The following is an 18,319-nucleotide window of genomic DNA, read 5'->3' as shown; positions in this document are numbered from 1 at the left end:
CATGGTGATGCTGGTAACTCTTCGTGCCGATATGGCGCCCGGCGCATCCGGCACGGTTGGAGCTGGCGGGCGCGAATGGCCTGCGACCTGGCGTGGAAGTGATCTGGGTGCGGCGGCGTTCAGTGAGCCCTTTTCATCCTGCCGCTGAACGGCGTTGCCCCGCAGCATGATTGGCGCCTCCCCGGCGTGCGAACTGGCGAAGCCCCTGGTAAGAGAGCTGATTACCACATCGACTCGTCCACCAGAGGCTTCCCATGCTGTTTTACCCTGCCGCACTGCCGTTGTCATCCTCGACCCTGCACTTCGTCGCCGCAGTGATCCGCCGGCACCGACGCGAGATCGGATCACGGTGGCGCGCACTCGATCCCGGCCAACAAGCCAGGCTTTTCCTGGTCTACCTGCGCAAAGATGAACCATTCACCGATCTCGCGGCCGGGTTCGAGATCTCCACGAGTACCGCCTGGCGCTACGTCGAGGAAACAACCACGCTGCTATCAGCACAAGCACCGAGCCTGAGATCGTCGTTGAGGAAGGCCAAAGCCGCTGGTCACAGCTATCTGATTCTGGATGGCACCGTGATCGCGATCGACCGAGTCGCCGCGGATCGACCGTTCTACTCCGGCAAACACCGGTTACACGGGATGAACGTGGGAGGTCCTGGCCTCGCCAGAGGGCGAGATCGTGTGGCTCTCACCCGCTTTACCCGGCAGTGTCCATGACAGCAAAGCTGCCTGGATCTGGCAGATCGTGACCGAGTTGGTCACCGGCGGCTGGATCGTGTTGGCAGACAAGGGCTACCAAGGCGTCGCGGGAGTCCTCACTCCGTACAAGGGTTGGAACAAGCCTGCCTCGCAGAAGCAGGCCAACCGCGCTCATGCCCGGCTACGCGGCCGCGGCGAACGAGTGTTCGCCCAGCTCAAAGTATGGAAGGTCCTGCGCAAGCTCCGTTGCTGCCCGGACAAGACCACCCGTCTGGTGAAGGCGATCAGCGTTCTCCAGGATCGCGAGCGTCAAGCCGCGTCGGCAGGATGAAAAAGGCTCACTATTCGCAGGCGCGCATGTTCTACCGCAGCCTGACCACGGGCGAGCAGCAGCACGTGGCCGACGCGTTCTCGTTCGAACTCGGCAAATGCCTGTCCGCGACGATCCAGCAGCGCGGGCTGCAGATGTTGGCCAATGTCGAGGACGGTCTCGCCGAGTACGTGGCGGGCCAACTCGGGCTCGACAAGCCCGCCGCGAACGCCGGCCACGTCGACCTGGCCACCAGTCCGGCGCTGTCCCAGCGCCAGGGCGCGTTCCCGGTCGACGGGCGCGTGGTGGCGGTGCTCGTCGACGACGACACCCCGGCCGACGCCCTCGACACGGTCACCACCGCCCTGACCGATGCCAAGGTCACGCCGATGGTCGTCGCGTCGCATGGTGGTCAGGTGGCCGGCGCCCCGGTCGCCCGGACCTACGCCACCATGCGCTCGGTCGAATTCGACGCCGCCGTGCTGTTGGCGGCCTCGAGCGATCCGCGTGTCGACCTGCTGGTCCAGGAGCTGTGGCGGCACGGCAAGGCGATCGCGGCGGTCGATTCCGCCGCCGGGGTGCTCGAACGCGACGGCATCGACCCCGCCGCGCCCGGCATCACCGTCGCCGACCCGGCCGCGGCCACCAGCGGCCTGCTCACCGGCCTGACCGAGCACCGCGCGTGGGCCCGCCTCGAGAGCGATTCCTGATCCCGGTGCACCGTTTCGACGCTGGTGGGCCGGGCATTCCACCGGTGTGACGATCCACCGGCACGCCGTGACCGATCGACACCGAGACACCTCGGGTGGGTCGAGTGCGACCCGCGATGTCAACGACGCCATCGCGGTGCGAGCACTCGGCCCATTCCCGGCCGCAGCGGCGCTCAACGACGCGCGCCGACCGTCGAGCCGACAACAGGAGGCGATGATGTCCCCGATCGAACTCACCGAACCGAGCCCGATCCCCGCCGAGCCCGCCCCGCCGGGCCCGGCCCCCGACCCGGTCCCGCCGACTCCCGGCGACCCGGTCCCCGCACCGCCCGAACCCGTTCCGTCGCCGAGACCGGGTGGTCCGCCCGATCCCGGTCACCCGTATCCCGGCCCCGGCGGTCCCGTGCCGCCACCGGGCCCCGGCGATCCGCCCGCCCCCGATCCCGGTCACCCGTATCCCGGCGGTCCGCCACCCACCCCGGGCGACCCGGTGCCCACGCCGCCCCGGCCGGGAGATCCCTTCCCCGCGCCCCCGCCTCCGCCGGATCCAGGCGGCCCGATACCCCGCTTCCGCCGGGGGTAACCCCAGCGTCGGCTACCCGACGGAGTCGGCCGGAGCCCCTTCGTGCGCGGTGAGCAGCACGTGATCGAGTCGCGTGCGCAACCGCACCTCGTCGCCCGCCACCGTCGGTAGCGCCGCCACCACCCGTTCGGCGATCACGCGCAGCTTCACGTTGGTCTCCTGTGAGCGCCAGCGCAGCACCCGGAAGGCCTGATCGGCGTTGACGCTGTAGGCCAGCATCAGCGCGCCCTTGGCCTGTTCGATCACCACCCGCGCCTCCAACAGCCCGGGTAGGGCCTGGTCCAGGGCCTCGCGCCGGTATTCGGCGGCCGTCTCGGACAGGTCGATGTAGTACCCCTCGGTCCCGATCGCGGTCCCGGCGGCGTCGGTGAGGGGTTCGGACACGACCAGCACATCGCGCACCCGCCCGCGCGTGTCGATGATGCGGTGGTGGCTGGAGAACGCGCCGCTGTCCTCGACCGAGGTGATCATCGCCGCCACCCGGTCGCGGTCGTCGGGGTGTTTGTGCGACAGCAGCATCTCCGTCGTCGGCACCGTGCCTGCGGGGTAGCCGTGCATCCGCGCGACCTCGTCGGACCATTCCCACTGCCTGGTGGCGAACCTGAAGCGGAACCGGCCGACCGTGAGTGCGTCGCCCACGCTGAGCACGCGCTCGACCAGCGCGCGCTCAGCCATGGATACATCGTTCCGTTCGGTCATGGGTCTGATTATTCACCGCGCGAGCTGTCCCTGTTTGCACCCGGCGGACACGGGTAGGCCGTCGGTGGGTCCCCAGGACGGCCCACGACCACCAGCTGGTCGAGAACCTGTCTGAAAGGAAGACCATGAGCATCGCAGACAAGGCGAAGAACAAGGCCGAGGAACTGGCGGGCAAGGCCAAGGAAGCGGCGGGCAAGGCCACCGACGACCGTGATCTCGAGAACGAGGGTCGCGGCGAGCAGGCCAAGTCGAACCTGAAGGACGCCGGCGAGAAGGTCAAGGACGCCTTCCGCGGCTGATCCACCCCGTACGCGCGGGCCATCGGTCTCTCAGGGGACCGGTGGCCCGCGGCTTGCGCGGCGACGTGGTCGAGCAGTGCGGCGAGTTGATTCACGGTCGGGCGAGTACCGGAAGTATCGCCTTCGCACTGACCATATGGTTCTGCCCGGGAAGTACGTGGTGGGTCGCACCCGGAATCGCCTCGGCCAGTGCCGTCGCCACCCGATGCAGTTCCGGTGGACTCTTCTCTCCGACGACCACCCGCACCGGCACCGCGATACTCGCGAACCGTGCCACCGGCAGCGGGTCCGCGGTGATCGCGATGTCGTACATCAGGGTCGGCGCGAGCGCCTTCATCGACTTCCACCCCGGAACCATCGGAAGTAGCGCGACGAACGCCCCGGGCATCCCGATTCCCCGCAGAAACACTGTCAACGCCCGAGAATTCTGCCCCGCCGAGAGCCGAGCACGCACTGTCGCGGCCAATTCCGCATAGGAAACCCGCTCGGCGTCGTCAGCCACATACGACGCGTCATAGATCACCACCCGCTCGACCTTCTCCGGCATCCGCGCCGCCGCCTCCAACGCCAAGGCCGCCCCCGACGAATGTCCGTACAGAATCGCGCGCCCTCCCGCCGCGTCGATCACCGCTTCGACATCCTCGACCTCCCGCGTCACCGAATACGGCGCCGTATCGCCACTGTCGCCCCGACCCCGCCGGTCATAGCTGTACACCGCGAACTCCCCGGCGAACACCTTCACATCGGCCACGATCGGCCGAAACCGTCGAAAACACGTCGCCCCCGTGATGTACACCAGCGCGGGCCCGGTCCCGGCCACGTCGTAGGTCAGTTCCGTGCCGTCCCGCGATACCGCGATCCCCATGCCGTCGTCCCTTCGATAGTCACTCTTCCTATACGACGCCGCCGACCGACCGATTTCACCGGTCCGCGACAACATCGGTGCGAGATAGTCAGCGACAGCGGGGGAGCGGTTCGCCGAAATCGTTGCGAGACAACCTGAATCCGGTAATCGAGCCCGATATCCGTGTCATGATCGCGGCATGGGCAGGTATTCGAACACGATTCTCCTGATGGGTGCGGCGGCCGGAACCGGTGTCGGCTTGCTGTGGGCGAGCTGGAGCCCGGCGCGCGCGGCCGTGTACGGGGCCATCTGGCTGGTCGTGGCCGTCGTGCTCGTGGTGCGCGACTACCGGCGACCGATCGCGGACCCGCACTCGGACTGACGGTCACCGGAGGGCCTCGGATTCGGGGGTAGCGTGGCGGACGGTGGTCGGCTCGGCAGGGGCGGCCGCGCTAGTCGGTGTGGAGGTATCCCGCGACGAGAGGCCGTTCGATGCGAGTGCGGATCAGTGTGACCGTCGATGGAGTGGTTCGGGAGGTCGAGGTCGACACCCGCACCACCCTGCTCGACCTGCTGCGTGAACAACTCGAGATCACCAGTCCGAAGAAGGGGTGCGATCGCGGCCAGTGCGGATCGTGCACGGTGCTGCTCGACGGGCGGCGCGCGACCCTGTGCCTGGCCCTGGCGGTCGCCCACGACGGCGCGACCATCGTGACCGCCGACGGTCTGGCCGACGGCGAGGCCCTGCACCCGGTCCAGCGGGCCTTCCTCGACCACGACGGCTTCCAGTGCGGCTACTGCACGCCGGGTCAGATCTGCTCGGCGGTCGGCATGCTCGACGAGGTGAAGGCGGGCGCCCCGAGTCACGTGACGGCGGACCTGTCGGCCGAGGTGGAGCTGAGTCCCGACGAGATCCGGGAGCGGATGAGCGGCAATCTGTGTCGGTGCGGGGCGTACCCGAACATCGTCGCCGCGATCGAGGAGGCGGCGCGATGAGGGAGTTCGCCTACGAGCGCGCCACCGACGCGGGCCACGCGGTCGCGGCTGTGCTGGCCGAACCCGATGCCGTATTCCTCGGCGCGGGAACCAATCTCGTCGACCATCTCAAACTCGGGCTCATCGCCCCCGGCAAACTCGTCGATGTCAGCGGCCTGCCGTTCGACGAGGTGACGCCCGGCCCCGACGGCGGCGTGCGCGTCGGCTCGGCCGTGCGCAACGCCGACCTGGCCGCCCACCCCCTCATCCGCGCCCGCTACCCGATGCTGTCGGCGGCCCTGCTCGCCGGTGCGTCCGCCCAACTGCGCAACCTCGCGACCACCGGCGGCAACCTGCTGCAACGCACCCGCTGTCCGTATTTCCAGGACGCGACCGTGCCGTGCAACAAGCGCGCCCCCGGCAGCGGCTGCTCGGCGATCGGCGGTTTCGACCGCGACCAGGCCATCCTCGGCGCGTCGCAGCAGTGCATCGCCACCCATCCCTCCGATATGGCGGTGGCGCTGGCCGCGTTGGGCGCGGTCGTGCGGGTGCTCGGCGCCGACGGCGAACGCGAGATCCCGGTGGCGGACCTGTACCGCCTGCCCGGCGACACCCCCGAGCGCGACACCGTTCTGGCCCACGGCGACCTGATCACCGCCGTCGACCTGCCCCCGCTCGACTGGGCCACCACCTCCACCTACCGCAAGGTCCGCGATCGCGCGTCCTTCGCGTTCGCGCTGGTCTCGGTGGCGGCCGCGATCGACCTGGCCGACGGCGTGGTCCGGGACGTGCGAATCGCGTTCGGCGGCGTGGCACCCAAGCCGTGGCGGGCGCGCCTGGCCGAAGACCACCTGCGCGGACAGCCCGCCACGGTCGCGAACTTCACCGCCGCCGCCGAGACCGAACTCGCCGCCGCGCGACCCCAGCGCCAGAACGGTTTCAAGATCCCCCTGGCCCGCAATGTTCTCGTCGCGACCCTGCGCGATCTGAGCGAGGCCCGATGAGCGCGGCGATCGGCAGCTCACCCACCCGCGTCGACGGCCCCGCGAAACTGCGCGGTGTCGCGCCGTACGCGATGGAGCATCCGCAGCGAAACCCGTTGTACGCCTGTGTGATCCAGTCCACGATCAGCCGCGGGCGCATCACGAGGATCGACACCGCCGCCGCCGAGAAGGTCGACGGCGTCGTTCTCGTCATCACCCACCACAACGCGCCCCGCCTGGCCGCCGACGACGACAAGGAACTGTTCGTCCTCCAGCGCCCCGAGATCTCCTTCCGTGGCGAAGCGATCGGCGTGGTGGTCGCGACCAGTCTCGAAATAGCGAATGACGCGGCCGCGAGAGTCGTGGTCACCTACGACGAACACCCCGCCGAGACCACCTTCAGCGCCACCCGCGACGACCTCTACACCCCCGAGGAAGTCGACGGCGGATTCAGCGCCGACACCTCCATCGGTGACCTGGAAGCCGCCCTCGAGATCGCCCCGGTCACGATCGACCAGACCTACACGACCGCCACCGTCCACAACAATCCGATGGAACCGCACGCCACCGTCGCCCACTGGACCGGCGACACCCTGGTCCTGTTCGACTCCACCCAGGGCCCCCACGTCGTGCGCGCCACCATCGCCGGTCTGTTCGGCATCGCCCCCGAGTGCGTGCACGTGATCGCCCCGTTCGTCGGCGGCGGTTTCGGCTCCAAGGGCGAACCCCACGCCAATATCGTGCTCGCCGCCATGGCCGCCACCCTCACCGGCGGCCGCACCATGAAACTGCCCCTGACCAGGCAGCAGCTGTTCACGCTCGCCGGTTACCGCACGCCCACGATCCAGCGGATCCGGCTCGGCGCCCACCGCGACGGCACCCTGACCGCGATCGCCCACGACGTGATCGAACAGGTCTCGGTGGTCAAGCAGTTCGCCGAGCAGACCGCGGTCGTGTCCCGCATGATGTACGCCGCCGCCACCCGCGAGACCTCCCACCGGCTGGCCGCGCTCAATGTGCCGGTCAGTTCGTGGATGCGCGCGCCCGGCCACTGCCCCGGCATGTACGCCGCCGAGACCGCGATGGACGAACTCGCCGTGGCCCTCGGCATGGACCCGATCGCACTGCGCGTCCACAACGAGCCCGAGGTCGACCCCGAAACCGGGCGCCCGTTCTCCAGTCGCGGCCTGGTCGAGTGTCTGCGTACCGGCGCGGAACGGTTCGGGTGGGCCGACCGCGACCCCACCCCGCGCTCGCGCCGGGAAGGTCGCTGGCTGATCGGCTCGGGCGTCGCCGCCGCCACCTACCCTGCCGACGTCTCCCCGGGCAATTGCGCGCGCGTGCGCCGCGTCGGCGACCGCTACGAGGTCGCCATCGACGCCATGGACATCGGCACCGGCACCTGGACCTCCCTCGGTCAGATCGCCGCCGACGCCCTCGGCGTGGACCAGGCCCACATCGACCTGCGCATCGGCGACTCCGCCCTGCCCAAGGGCACGGTCGCGGGCGGCTCCACCGGCATGGCGTCCTGGGGCTCGGCCGTGGTGGCCGCCGCCAGGGCCTTTCGCGACCGCTACGGCCAGGAACCCGCCGACGGCGCCGAACTCACCCTCGAAGCACCCGAGGATCCCGACCGCGCGAACTACTCCACCCACGCCTTCGGCGCCCACTTCGTCGAGGTCCGTGTGCACGCCGACACCGCCGAGATCCGGGTCCCGCGCGTGGTCAGCGTCTTCGGCGCGGGCCGCATCATCAACCCCCGCCTGGCCCGCTCCCAGTTCATCGGCGCCGTCACCATGGGCCTGTCGATGGCGCTGTTCGAGGAGAGCGAGTTCGACCCGCGCCTGGGCGAGGTGATCAACCACGACCTCGCCGGCTACCACATCCCCGTCAACGCCGACATCGGCGAGATCGATGTCAGCTGGATCGACGAACACGACCCGCACGTGAACCCCATGGGCAGCAAGGGAATCGGCGAGATCGGCATCGTCGGCTCGGCGGCCGCGGTCGGCAACGCGATCCACCACGCCACCGGCGTCCGCGTCCGCCACGTCCCCATCCACCTCGAGGACCTGCTCGACGCGCTGTGATCAGCAGCGCGTCGGCGCGGGTTCGCCGCGGAACCTGGCTTCGAGGAAATTCCAGGCTTCGGGCAGTCCGACCACGGCCGTGGTCATGTGTTCGGCGATCTGGTAGCGGGAGAACGTGATCGGCACGCCCGCCGCGCAGTAGCGGTCCGCGACATCGGCGACCGCGTCGAACGGTGTGAGGCTGTCGAAGACGCCCTGCCAGAACAGCGTCGGCGTCTCGGGAAGGTTCGGGTAGTACCGCAAACTGTTCTCCCGCAGCACTTCTCGTGCCTGCGGGTCGTCCATCAGGGACTTGGTCGCCGCGAGTTGTTCGGCGCTGCGGGTGATGCCGTGGAACAGCAGGAACCGGCGGCACTCGTCGGCGGTGAAGTCACGGAACCACAGTCCCTCGCCGTTGAGCTGGTCGGAAATGGGCAGGCGCTGCGGGTATTCGCGTTCCAGACCCATCGCCGCCGCCCAGGCCAACCCGAACCCGGGGTGGTTCCCGAAACCGAGACCGAGGGCCATCTGCTCGAGATCGGCCGGGATACCGCCCGCGGCGACCCCGGCCAGCGTCAGTTCGGGGGCGTAGGTCGGCTGCATGGCGGCGGCCCACGCGGTCGCCAGCCCGCCACCGGAGTAGCCGGCCAACGCGATCTGCGACCGGCCCAGCCCGAGTTCGGGCGCGCGCTGGAGCGCCCGCACACTGTCGAGGGTGACCATGCCGCTGAGCCTGGCCGCGCCGTAGGCGACATTCGGGCCGAGGTAGTCCGGCAGGGCCACCGCCCACCCGCGACTCAGCGGCAGCACCGCGCCGTACGCGTCGGGTGTCTCGTCGCTGATCAGCGAGTGCGAGGGATTGCACTTGGTGCCGAGGGAGTTGATCAACGCCTGGTAGGACACCAGCGGCGGGTCGACGACCCCGGCGGGGATGAGCACCGTCGTGATGCCCATGATCGGGTCACCGCCGGAGTTCGTGGAGCGGAACGCGACCTGCCAGATGTCGGTGCCCTGGTAGGGGCCGAGGTGGAACTCGCGTTGGCGCACCACGTCACCGGGGGCGTGGTCGGCGAGATCGGCCGGGGCGTGGAAGAACGGGTCGGCCTCGGGGGTGGGGTAGCGCGGCGCGGGTGCCGCGGCGGGGGCGAAGACGGTGACGGTGAGGCTGTAGAGCAGCACCGCCAACGCGGCCGTGATTGTCCGGCGCATGGGTGGATCCTCGATTCTCGGGGAGATCAGCAGGTGCTCGGCGCGGGCTCGCCGCGGAAGCGGGCATCGAGCCAGGCGACGGCGGAGGGGAAGCCGAGCACGGCGGTGGCGAGGTGGTCGGGGCTCGGGTAGAGCTCGGAGACCACCGGCGTTCCGGCCAGGCAGTAGCGCTGGTTTGTGCGATCGACCGCGTCGACGGGAATGAGCGGGTCGATGGGGGTGTGCCACTCGAAGATCGGCATCCTCGGCACGGGCTCGAACAGTTCGAGGCTGTTCGCGTCACCCACCTCCCACGCGCGCGGGTCGTCGATCAGCGACACGGTCGAGGCGAGGTCGGCGGCACTGTGCATGGCGCCCGCGGCGATCAGTTCGACCGTGCACCCGTTGGCCATGGCGTCGCGCACGGCCAGGCCGGTGTCGTTGAGCTGCTCGGTGATCGGCAGCCGGTCGGGGTACTCGCGTTCGAGTCCGAGCGCCGCGGCCATGGCGAGCCCGAACATCGGATGCGGGGCGAGGCCGAGCGCGCGCGCCATGGTGGTGATGTTCATCGGCACCCCGCCCTGCGCGGCGCCGACCAGGCGGAGTTCGGGCGCGTACTGCGGGGCCAGCGCGGCGGCCCAGGCGGTCGCCATGCCACCGCCGGAGTAGCCGAGCATGGCGGCCGGGCTGTCCGCGAGGCCGAGTTCGGGAATCCGGGTGGCGGCGCGGATGCCGTCGAGGGTGATCTGCCCGCCGAGTTTGGCCGCGCCGTAGGCGGCGTTCGGGCCCAGATGGTCGGGCAGGGCGATGCTCCACCCGCGTAGCAGCATCGTATTCAGCAGTGGCACAGCGCGATAGAGCAGATTCGGGTCGTAGGCGTAGAGGGCGCGCGAGACCGCGCACTGGGTGCCGAGTCCGTTGATGATGTGCTGGTAGGACAGCAGCGGCCCGCCGGTACGGTGGTCTTTCGGGGTGAGGACGGTGGTGGTGGCCGCGATCGGGCGACCCTGCGAGTCGGTGGACCGGAACTTCACGAGAGTGACTGTGGCGGTGGGGAAGTAGGGGAGCGGCTCCTGGGCGCGGACCGCCAGCACCGCGCCCGGTTCGGCGCCCGCGAGGTCGACGGGCGCGGCGTAGAACGGGTCGGGGTCCGGCACGGGATACAGCGGTGGTGTGCCGGCGGCGGAGGGCGGGCCCGAGGCGGCGAGCAAGCCGACCAGCACCGCACAGGCCAGGGTGCGCAGGCTAACTCTCACGCGACACCGCCGCGGCGGGAAAGCGGACGCCGGTGGCCTGTTCCGAGGCCGCCCACAACCGTTGCCACAGGCTGCGGTCCCGCGACAGCGCGCTCGACGGGCAGGCGCCGAGCGGGCCCCTGGTGTTGAACAGCCGCGTCGGCCCCCAGTAGACATCGGGGTCGGCGTCGGGTGCGGTGGCGGCGAACAGCGTGGATCGCGCAGCGGCGGTGCGTGATTGGCCGATCAGCCGAATGAACGGCTCGGACACGTAGTCCAGTGGGGTCTGGGTCTTGGCGACGAGCCCGGTCGGGGCGACGCCGGGATGCACGGTGTAGGACCGCAGCGAGGACCCGGATTCGCGCAGCCTGCGCTGGAGTTCGCGTCCGAATATCAGGGTGGCGAGTTTCGATTCCGGATAGGCGCTATGGCGACTGTAGCGTCGGTGCTCGAAACGTAGATCGCCGAGCGGCAGTGTCGAAGTCCAGCCGTGCGAAATGCTCGACAGCGAGAGGATCCGGTCGCGAATCCGGTCCAACAGCAGGCCGGTCAGGGCGAAATGGCCGAGATGGTTCACGCCGAATTGCGTTTCGAATCCGTCGACCGTGCGCGCGAACGGCACATTCATCAACGCGGCATTGTTGATGAGGACGTCGAATTCACCGCATTCGCGCGCGAAGCGCCGCACATCGGACAGATCGGCGAGATCGAGCGGGGCCACCGTGACGTCGCCGGCCAGCTGATCAGCGATGACGCGGCCGCGTTCGGGGTCGCGGCACGCCATGATCACCGTCGCGCCACTGGCCGCGAGCGTGCGGGTCACCACCTCGCCCAGGCCGCCGTTGGCCCCGGTGATGACGAATCGTCGGCCGTGCTGATCCGGTATCGGATCGGGAGTCCTTGCCATGGCGCATGACCTTACGAACCGGGCGCGGGTGCGGGCAATGCGTTTGGAAATTGTCAGGCACGCCGCCGCGACCATTGGTCGTTTCCCAAAGAGATTCGCCGCGACCGTAATTCGGTTGTTCGTTGTCGTAGCGTGGCGCCGGTCGATAACGCTGACGCAGGAGATGTTTGCCCCATGGCACGCGAAGACGAACTACGCACGTACATGAAGAAGGCGATCCGGGAACTGCAGACCACCCGGGCCCGCCTCGACGAGGTGGAGGCGCGCGCGACCGAGCCGATCGCCATTGTCGGCATGGCGTGCCGGTATCCGGGCGGGGTCACCTCGCCGGAGGAGCTGTGGCAGGCCGCGGTGCGCGGGACCAGTCTGGTGTCGGAGTGGCCGAGCGATCGTGGCTGGGACACCGAGGGCCTGTTCGATCCTGAACCGGGCGTGCCGGGCAAGTCCTATGTGCGCACCGGTGGTTTCCTCGACGGCGCCACCAGCTTCGACGCGAACTTCTTCGGCATCAGCCCCCGCGAGGCGCACGCGATGGATGCGCAGCAGCGACTTGTGCTCGAGACCGCGTGGGAGGCGTTCGAGCGCGCCGGCATCGACCCGACGAGTGTGCGCGGCAGCGCGACGGGCGTGTTCGTCGGTTTGATGCCCGATACCGAGGGCCCGTCCTCGCGCGATATCGACGAGCGGGTGCGCGAGACGATCGAGCATTTCCTGATGACCGGGCAGGCGTCGAGCATCGCCTCCGGGCGGGTGTCGTATGTGCTGGGCCTCGAGGGTCCGTCGGTCACCGTGGATACGGCGTGCTCGTCCTCGCTGGTGGCGATCCACCAGGCGGTGCGGTCGCTGCGTTCCGGTGAGTCGAGTCTGGCGCTGGCCGGTGGGGTCACCGTGATGGCGACGCCCGCCGCGTTCGTCGCGTTCTCCACCCAGCGGGCACTGGCCGCCGACGGCCGGTGCAAGTCCTTCGCCGCGGGCGCCGACGGCACCGCGTGGGGCGAGGGGGTCGGCATGCTGCTGCTCGAACGCGAGTCCGAGGCCCGGCGGCTCGGGCACCGGATCCTGGGTCTGGTGCGCGGCACCGCCGTGAACTCCGACGGCGCGTCCAACGGTCTGACCGCCCCGAACGGGCGCTCCCAGCAGCGGGTCATCCGCTCGGCCCTGGCCGACGCGGGCCTGAGCACGACCGACGTGGACGTCGTGGAGGCGCACGGCACCGGCACCCGACTGGGCGATCCCATCGAGGCCGAGGCCCTGCTCGCGACCTACGGCGCCGAGCGCGAGGGCGCGCACGCGCTGCTGCTCGGCTCGCTCAAGTCGAACATGGGCCACACCCAGGCCGCCGCCGGGGTCGGCGGGCTGATCAAGATGGTGATGGCGATGCGGCACGGGGTGGTGCCCCCGACGCTCAATGTCGACGAACCGACCCCGCATGTGGACTGGTCCTCGGGCACGGTCGAGCTGGTCACCCAGGTGCGGGACTGGCCCGCGACCGGGCGGCCGCCGCGCGCGGCCGTGTCGTCGTTCGGCATCAGCGGCACCAACGCCCACGTCGTCGTGGAGCGAGGTGCGGACGAGGAATCGCGGTCGACGGATGTCGTTGCGCCGCCGGTCATTCCGTGGGTGGTGACCGCCCGATCCGCCGACACGGTGGCCGCACAGGCCGGTGCGCTCCTCGACTGGCTCGAGACCAACCGGGACGCCGAGCCGACCGATATCGGGCTGTCGCTGCTGGAGACCCGCGCCCGCTTCGATCACCGCGCGGTGATCGTCGGCCACGACCGCGCGGACCTGACCGCCGGTGTGCGGGCGCTCGCCGAGGGGCGATCGGCGCCGAATGTGGTGCGCGGCAGCGCGACTGCCGCCGTCACCGCCGTGATGTTCCCCGGACAGGGTGCCCAGCGGGTCGGTATGGGCCGTGAACTCTACGACGGCTACCCGGTCTATCGGGCCGCGTTCGACGAGATCTGCGCCGAATTCGACCGTCATCTCGAAACCCCCTTGCGTGACCTGGTTTTCGCGCCGGAGGACACCGGCGCGCTCGACCGCACCGAGATCACCCAGGCGGCCCTGTTCGCCACCGAGGTCGCGCTGTACCGGCTGGCCGAATCCTGGGGCCTGCGACCGGCTTTCGTGCTCGGACACTCGATCGGCGAGATCGTGGCGGCCTTCGTGGCGGGGGTCTGGTCCCTGGCCGACGCGTGCACCCTGGTCGCCGCGCGTGGCAGGCTCATGCAGTCCGCGCCCGCCGGGGGCGCGATGGTCGCGGTCGCCACCGACCCCGCAACCGTCGCGGACCTGATCCGGCTCTACGACGATGTCGGCATCGCCGCCGTGAACGGTCCCGCGTCCGTGGTCCTCTCGGGCGTGGAGAGCTCGGTGCTGGCCATCGCCGACCAGCTCACCGCCGACGGGGTGCGCACCACCCGGTTGCGGGTGAGCCACGCGTTCCACTCGCCCCAGATGGACGCCGTGCTGGCCGAATTCGGCGCGGTCTGCCGCACGCTGACCTACCACCCGCCGACGCTGCCGGTGATCTCGGCGCTCACCGGCGAGGTGGCCGAGCCGGCACAGCTGTGCTCCCCGGAGTACTGGGTGAGCCACCTGCGCGAGCCTGTCCGCTACCTCGACGCGGTGCGCTGGGCGCGCGAGCTGGGCGGGGTGCACTGCTTCGCCGAGATGGGGCCCGGTACCGCGCTGACGGCGATGGTGCACGAGATCGCCGACGACGGTGCGGCCACGACCGCGACCGCGCTCCAACGGCCCGGCGTCGCGGGTGAACTCGCGTTCGTCACCGGACTGTCCGCCCTGTATTCCCAGGGGGCAGCGCTGGATCCGGCTCTCCTGTTCGAGGGTTCCGGCGCCCGCCGGGTCGATCTGCCGACCTACGCCTTCCAGCGGGAGCGGTACTGGCTCGAGGTCGCCGAGGGCAGCAATGTGCGCGGCGCCGGGCTCGCCGCCGCCGACCATCCGCTGCTCGGCGCGCGGATCGGCCTCGCCCAGGACGGCGGTCTACTGCTGACCGGACGCCTGTCGCTGCACTCGCACCCGTGGCTGGCGGGCCACCGGATCGGCGGCGCCGTGCTGCTGCCGGGCACCGCGTTCATCGAACTCGCCTGGCACGCTGGACAATTGGTGCGGTGCCCGGTCGTCGGCGAACTCGTGCTGGAATCCCCGCTGGTGCTGCCCGAGACCGGCGCGGTGGAGGTGCAGGTACTGGTCGGACCGGCGCAGGACTCGGGCCACCGGACCCTCGGGGTGTACTCGCGCCCGCAAACCGCGTCCTCGGAAGAACTGCCGTGGACCGGCCACGCCACCGGCACCCTGCAACCGGCGAGCGAGACCGTCGCCTCGGCCGGTGGCGGCGCGTGGCCACCGGCGGGCGCTGTCGCGGTGGTCGCGGGTGACCCGTACGAGGCGATGGCCGCGGCGGGCTACGACTACGGTGCCGCCTTCCGTGGCCTCGGCCCGGTCTGGCGCTACGGCGACGAGGTCCTGGCCGAGGTGACCCTGCCCGAGTCGGCCACCGCCGACGCCGCCGACTTCGGCCTGCACCCCGCCCTGCTCGACGCCGCCCTGCACGCCATGATCGCCACCGGCACGGTCGGCCCGACCGAATCCGGCAAGATCCGCCTCCCGTTCGCCTGGGAGGGCGTCACCCTGCACGCCGTCGGCGCCGCGTCGCTGCGCGTACGGCTCACCCCGGTCGGCCCGGACCGCATCGGCCTGGAACTGACCGACGCGACCGGCAGACCCGTCGCCACCGCGCACTCCCTCGCCCTGCGCGAGATTCCCCTGGAAGCCCTCGGCCACCGCCCGACCTCCTCCGACGGCGGCCTCTACGAACTGAACTGGGTGACGGTCCCGTCCCCCGACACCCCGGCGGACACCGGTACATGGACCGAACTCACCTCTCCCGCCAGCGAAGTCGTGATCGAACAGTGCGCCCACGCCGGCCGAGACCTCATCGTCGTGCGCCTCGACCCCGACATGGGCACCGAACCGACCACCACCGAAATGGCCTCGGCACAGCACACCGCCTCGGCGCACCAGACCGACTCGGCCCAGCACATCCACTCGGCCCAGCACATCGACTCGGCCGAGCGCACCGGCTCAGCGCGCCACCCCGCCTCGGCTCGCCGACTCGATCCGGCGATCGTGCGCGAACAGGTGACAGCGGTGCAGACGGTCGTGCAGCAACTGCTCGCCGACGACCGATTCACCAATTCCCTGGTCGTTTTCGTCACAGAGGGCGCGGTGGCGGTGCACGGCGCCGAGGACATCGCCGATCTGTCCGGCGCCACCATCTGGGGCCTGCTGCGCAGTGCCCAGAACGAGAACCCCGGCCGCATCGCCCTGCTCGACCTCGACCGCCACAGCGACTACCGCGCGGCCGTGCTCACCGCCGCGGAACTCCCCACCGAATCGCAACTGGCGATCCGCCACGGCGAAACCCACGCGCCACGCCTGGTCCGGGCCGGTGCCGACACGGTCGGATCCGCCGCCGTACTCGACGCCGGGCACTGGCAACTGGTCGATCGCGGACGCGGAACCCTGCACGGCGACAACATGATCCTCACCGAACAGCCCGATATCGAGCCGCTCGAACCGGGTCAGGTGCGTATCGCCGTGCGCGCGGCGGGCGTGAACTTCCGTGACGTGCTCATCGTGCTCGGCATGTACCCCATCCCCGATACCGCGATCGGCGGCGAGGGCGCGGGCGTGGTCGTCGACATCGCCCCCGATGTCACCGATTTCGCGGTCGGCGACCGGGTCATGGGCATCTTCACCGGGGTCAGCGCCACGGTGGTGGCCGATCAGCGCACGATCGTCGAGATCCCGACGGGCTGGTCCTTCGAGGAGGCGGCGGCCGCGCCGATCGTCTTCGCCACCGCCTACTACTCCCTGGTCGACCTGGCCGGGGTGCGGGCGGGGGAGTCGCTGCTCATCCACGCCGCCACCGGCGGTGTCGGCATGGCCGCGGTGCAGTTGGCCCGCCATCTCGGGCTCGACCTGTTCGTCACGGCCAGCCCGAGCAAGTGGGAGGTGTTGCGCGCGGACGGCTTCGGCGACGAGCGGATCGGCAACACCCGCACCACCGACTTCAAGGCGAAGTTCCTCGCGGCCACCGGCGGGCGCGGCGTCGACATCGTGCTCGACTCGCTCGCGGGCGACAAGGTCGACGCCTCACTCGACCTGCTCCCACGCGGCGGCCGGTTCATCGAGATGGGCCTGACCGACCTGCGCGACGCCGACGAGATCGCCCGCACCCACCCCGGCGTCCACTACCGGAACTTCATCCTGATGGAGGCGGGCCCCGACCGACTGCGCGAGATCCTCACCGAACTGCGCGCCCTCTTCGAATCCGGTGTGTTGCGGCCACTTCCGGTGACCACCTGGGACGTGCGCCGCGCGCCCGAGGCGTTCCGGCAGCTGAGCCAGGCCCGCCACGTCGGCAAGTACGTGCTCACCGTGCCGACTCCGCTCGACCGTGACGGCACCGTCCTGGTGACCGGCGGCACCGGCGGCCTCGGCGCCCTGGCCGCCCGCCACCTGGTGACCGCGCACGGCGCCCGCCGCCTGCTGCTGACCAGCCGGCGCGGACCCGCCGCCGAGGGCGCCACCGAACTCGCGGCCGAACTGACCGCCCTGGGCGCCCACGTCGACATCGCCGCCTGCGATGTCGCGGACCGCGACGCCCTGACCGCCCTGGTCGCATCCATCTCCGCCGCCCACCCACTGACGGCGGTGGTCCACACCGCCGGCGTGGTGGCGGACGCGCTGTTCACCGAGCACACCCCCGAGGACCTCGCGAAGGTGTTGCGCCCCAAGGTCGATGCCGCCTGGCACCTGCACGAGGTGACCAGCGGACACCCGCTGTCGATGTTCGTGTTGTACTCCTCCATCGCCGGCCTGCTCGGCAACCCCGGCCAGGCGAACTACGCCGCCGCCAACGGGTTCCTCGACGCCCTGGCCCAGCATCGCAGCCGCCGCGGCTTGCCCGCCACCGCTATGGCGTGGGGGCTGTGGGAGCGCGGCACCGGCATCACCAGTCACCTCACCGAACGCGACCTGCGCCGGATGCGTCGCGAGGGGCTGATCCCGATCCCGGACGAGGACGGCACGGCCCTGTTCGACAGCGCCCTGAGCACCGGCAGGCCGCTCGCCGTGCCCGCCCGGCTCGACCTCACCGCCCTCAGCTCCCTGGGCGACGTGGACGAGATGCCCGCGATCCTGCGCTCACTGCCGCGCGGTCCGCGTCGGGCGGCCGGTGGCGGCTCCGACGAGTCGGCCAAACTCCTGTCCAGCCTGCTGGGCCAGGAACCCGCCGAACAGCAGCGGATCATCCTCGGCGTCATCCGCTCGCACGCGGCGGCCGTGCTCGGCCACGCCTCGGCCGAGGCCGTCCCCGCCGACACCGCCTTCACCGACCTGGGTTTCGACTCGCTCGGCGCCGTCGAATTCCGCAACCGGCTCGAAGCGGCCACCGGGACCAAACTGCGCACCACCATCGTCTTCGACTACCCCAACGCCGCCGCGCTGGCCGACTACCTGCGCGCCGAGATCGCCCCCACCGACGACCCGGCCGCCCGGATCGCCGAACAACTCGACGCGCTCTCCGCGGGCTGCGCGGGCGTGGAACTGCCGCCGGAGCGGGTCGAGGAACTGCTCGACCGGCTCAACGACCTCGCGCGCACCCTGCGCGGCGGCGCGGCGGGCGAGGCCGTCGACAACATCGACGGCGCCGACGACGACGCCCTGTTCGACCTCATCGACCAGGTCCGTTCGGTCTGACCAGGGACGGAAAGCGAGACTCGC

12 protein-coding genes and 1 pseudogene are annotated in these 18,319 nt (G+C 70.5%); 8 read left to right on the top strand and 5 right to left on the bottom strand.

Going from position 1 to position 18,319, the window contains the following annotated elements; all coding sequences use genetic code 11:
• The first annotated feature begins 254 nt into the window (after window positions 1-254).
• Together ACFP3H_RS07445 and ACFP3H_RS07440 are read left to right on the top strand one after the other, a co-directional pair.
• Window positions 255-1,032 (top strand): annotated as a pseudogene (locus ACFP3H_RS07445) (transposase family protein).
• On the top strand, window positions 1,029-1,721 hold the full coding sequence (locus ACFP3H_RS07440) for a catalase-related domain-containing protein (RefSeq protein WP_378601401.1): 693 nt from the start codon (window positions 1,029-1,031) through the stop codon (window positions 1,719-1,721). Before ACFP3H_RS07445 ends, ACFP3H_RS07440 begins: the two are co-directional and overlap by 4 nt.
• 595 nt (window positions 1,722-2,316) lie before the next feature.
• Here the strand turns inward: ACFP3H_RS07440 and ACFP3H_RS07435 are convergent.
• A complete protein-coding gene (locus ACFP3H_RS07435; protein WP_378601398.1) occupies window positions 2,317-3,003 on the bottom strand; it encodes a PAS and ANTAR domain-containing protein in 687 nt (228 codons plus the stop codon).
• Window positions 3,004-3,128: 125 nt separating this feature from the next.
• Between ACFP3H_RS07435 and ACFP3H_RS07430 the strand changes: the two genes are divergently transcribed.
• Entirely contained in the window at window positions 3,129-3,302 is a 174-nt protein-coding gene (locus ACFP3H_RS07430; protein WP_378601395.1) for a CsbD family protein, read from the top strand.
• 91 nt (window positions 3,303-3,393) lie between these two features.
• On the opposite strand, the gene ACFP3H_RS07425 is transcribed toward ACFP3H_RS07430, so the two are convergent.
• Window positions 3,394-4,167 carry an alpha/beta fold hydrolase gene (locus ACFP3H_RS07425; protein ID WP_378601392.1) on the bottom strand — a complete coding sequence of 258 codons (774 nt, stop codon included), beginning with the start codon at window positions 4,165-4,167 and terminating at the stop codon, window positions 3,394-3,396.
• 178 nt (window positions 4,168-4,345) lie between these two features.
• On the opposite strand from ACFP3H_RS07425, the gene ACFP3H_RS07420 reads away from it, so the two are divergent.
• From ACFP3H_RS07420 to ACFP3H_RS07405, 4 genes are all read left to right on the top strand, one after another.
• The gene (locus ACFP3H_RS07420) at window positions 4,346-4,528 is read left to right on the top strand and encodes a hypothetical protein (RefSeq protein ID WP_378601389.1); all 183 of its coding nucleotides are present in this window, start codon (window positions 4,346-4,348) and stop codon (window positions 4,526-4,528) included.
• A gap of 110 nt (window positions 4,529-4,638) precedes the next feature.
• A complete protein-coding gene (locus ACFP3H_RS07415; protein WP_378601386.1) occupies window positions 4,639-5,142 on the top strand; it encodes a 2Fe-2S iron-sulfur cluster-binding protein in 504 nt (167 codons plus the stop codon).
• Window positions 5,139-6,125 carry an FAD binding domain-containing protein gene (locus ACFP3H_RS07410; RefSeq protein WP_378601383.1) on the top strand — a complete coding sequence of 329 codons (987 nt, stop codon included), beginning with the start codon at window positions 5,139-5,141 and terminating at the stop codon, window positions 6,123-6,125. The genes ACFP3H_RS07415 and ACFP3H_RS07410 overlap by 4 nt, the downstream gene beginning before the upstream one ends.
• Window positions 6,122-8,194, top strand: coding sequence for a xanthine dehydrogenase family protein molybdopterin-binding subunit (locus ACFP3H_RS07405; protein WP_378601380.1), 2,073 nt, complete (start codon window positions 6,122-6,124; stop codon window positions 8,192-8,194). The genes ACFP3H_RS07410 and ACFP3H_RS07405 overlap by 4 nt, the downstream gene beginning before the upstream one ends.
• Here the strand turns inward: ACFP3H_RS07405 and ACFP3H_RS07400 are convergent, their stop codons facing one another.
• Genes ACFP3H_RS07400 through ACFP3H_RS07390 form a run of 3 tightly spaced genes read right to left on the bottom strand, consistent with a single transcriptional unit; the run spans window position 8,195 to window position 11,503 of the window.
• Window positions 8,195-9,382, bottom strand: a complete 1,188-nt coding sequence (locus tag ACFP3H_RS07400) for a lipase family protein (RefSeq protein ID WP_378601377.1) — start codon at window positions 9,380-9,382, stop codon at window positions 8,195-8,197.
• Window positions 9,383-9,408: 26 nt separating this feature from the next.
• Window positions 9,409-10,617 (bottom strand): lipase family protein, encoded by a 1,209-nt coding sequence (locus ACFP3H_RS07395; RefSeq protein ID WP_378601375.1) that lies wholly within the window; start codon window positions 10,615-10,617, stop codon window positions 9,409-9,411.
• Window positions 10,607-11,503, bottom strand: coding sequence for an SDR family NAD(P)-dependent oxidoreductase (locus ACFP3H_RS07390; protein WP_378601372.1), 897 nt, complete (start codon window positions 11,501-11,503; stop codon window positions 10,607-10,609). Before ACFP3H_RS07390 ends, ACFP3H_RS07395 begins: the two co-directional genes overlap by 11 nt.
• A gap of 174 nt (window positions 11,504-11,677) precedes the next feature.
• On the opposite strand from ACFP3H_RS07390, the gene ACFP3H_RS07385 reads away from it, so the two are divergent.
• Window positions 11,678-18,295: a type I polyketide synthase gene (locus ACFP3H_RS07385; protein ID WP_378601369.1), complete on the top strand. Its 6,618-nt coding sequence runs from the start codon at window positions 11,678-11,680 to the stop codon at window positions 18,293-18,295.
• Window positions 18,296-18,319: the final 24 nt, after the last annotated feature.

Origin of the sequence: Nocardia lasii (genome assembly GCF_042658545.1) — a bacterium.
Classification (GTDB): Bacteria; Actinomycetota; Actinomycetes; order Mycobacteriales; family Mycobacteriaceae; genus Nocardia; species Nocardia lasii.
This window is presented reverse-complemented; position numbering and strand designations above follow the sequence as displayed.

What these genes read in the sequence shown, in the direction of transcription:
- ACFP3H_RS07440 (WP_378601401.1), top strand. Translation starts at nt 1,029, where the DNA reads ATGAAAAAGGCTCACTATTCGCAGGCGCGCATGTTCTACCGCAGCCTG.
- ACFP3H_RS07435 (WP_378601398.1), bottom strand. Translation starts at nt 3,003, where the DNA reads ATGACCGAACGGAACGATGTATCCATGGCTGAGCGCGCGCTGGTCGAG.
- ACFP3H_RS07430 (WP_378601395.1), top strand. Translation starts at nt 3,129, where the DNA reads ATGAGCATCGCAGACAAGGCGAAGAACAAGGCCGAGGAACTGGCGGGC.
- ACFP3H_RS07425 (WP_378601392.1), bottom strand. Translation starts at nt 4,167, where the DNA reads ATGGGGATCGCGGTATCGCGGGACGGCACGGAACTGACCTACGACGTG.
- ACFP3H_RS07420 (WP_378601389.1), top strand. Translation starts at nt 4,346, where the DNA reads ATGGGCAGGTATTCGAACACGATTCTCCTGATGGGTGCGGCGGCCGGA.
- ACFP3H_RS07415 (WP_378601386.1), top strand. Translation starts at nt 4,639, where the DNA reads ATGCGAGTGCGGATCAGTGTGACCGTCGATGGAGTGGTTCGGGAGGTC.
- ACFP3H_RS07410 (WP_378601383.1), top strand. Translation starts at nt 5,139, where the DNA reads ATGAGGGAGTTCGCCTACGAGCGCGCCACCGACGCGGGCCACGCGGTC.
- ACFP3H_RS07405 (WP_378601380.1), top strand. Translation starts at nt 6,122, where the DNA reads ATGAGCGCGGCGATCGGCAGCTCACCCACCCGCGTCGACGGCCCCGCG.
- ACFP3H_RS07400 (WP_378601377.1), bottom strand. Translation starts at nt 9,382, where the DNA reads ATGCGCCGGACAATCACGGCCGCGTTGGCGGTGCTGCTCTACAGCCTC.
- ACFP3H_RS07390 (WP_378601372.1), bottom strand. Translation starts at nt 11,503, where the DNA reads ATGGCAAGGACTCCCGATCCGATACCGGATCAGCACGGCCGACGATTC.
- ACFP3H_RS07385 (WP_378601369.1), top strand. Translation starts at nt 11,678, where the DNA reads ATGGCACGCGAAGACGAACTACGCACGTACATGAAGAAGGCGATCCGG.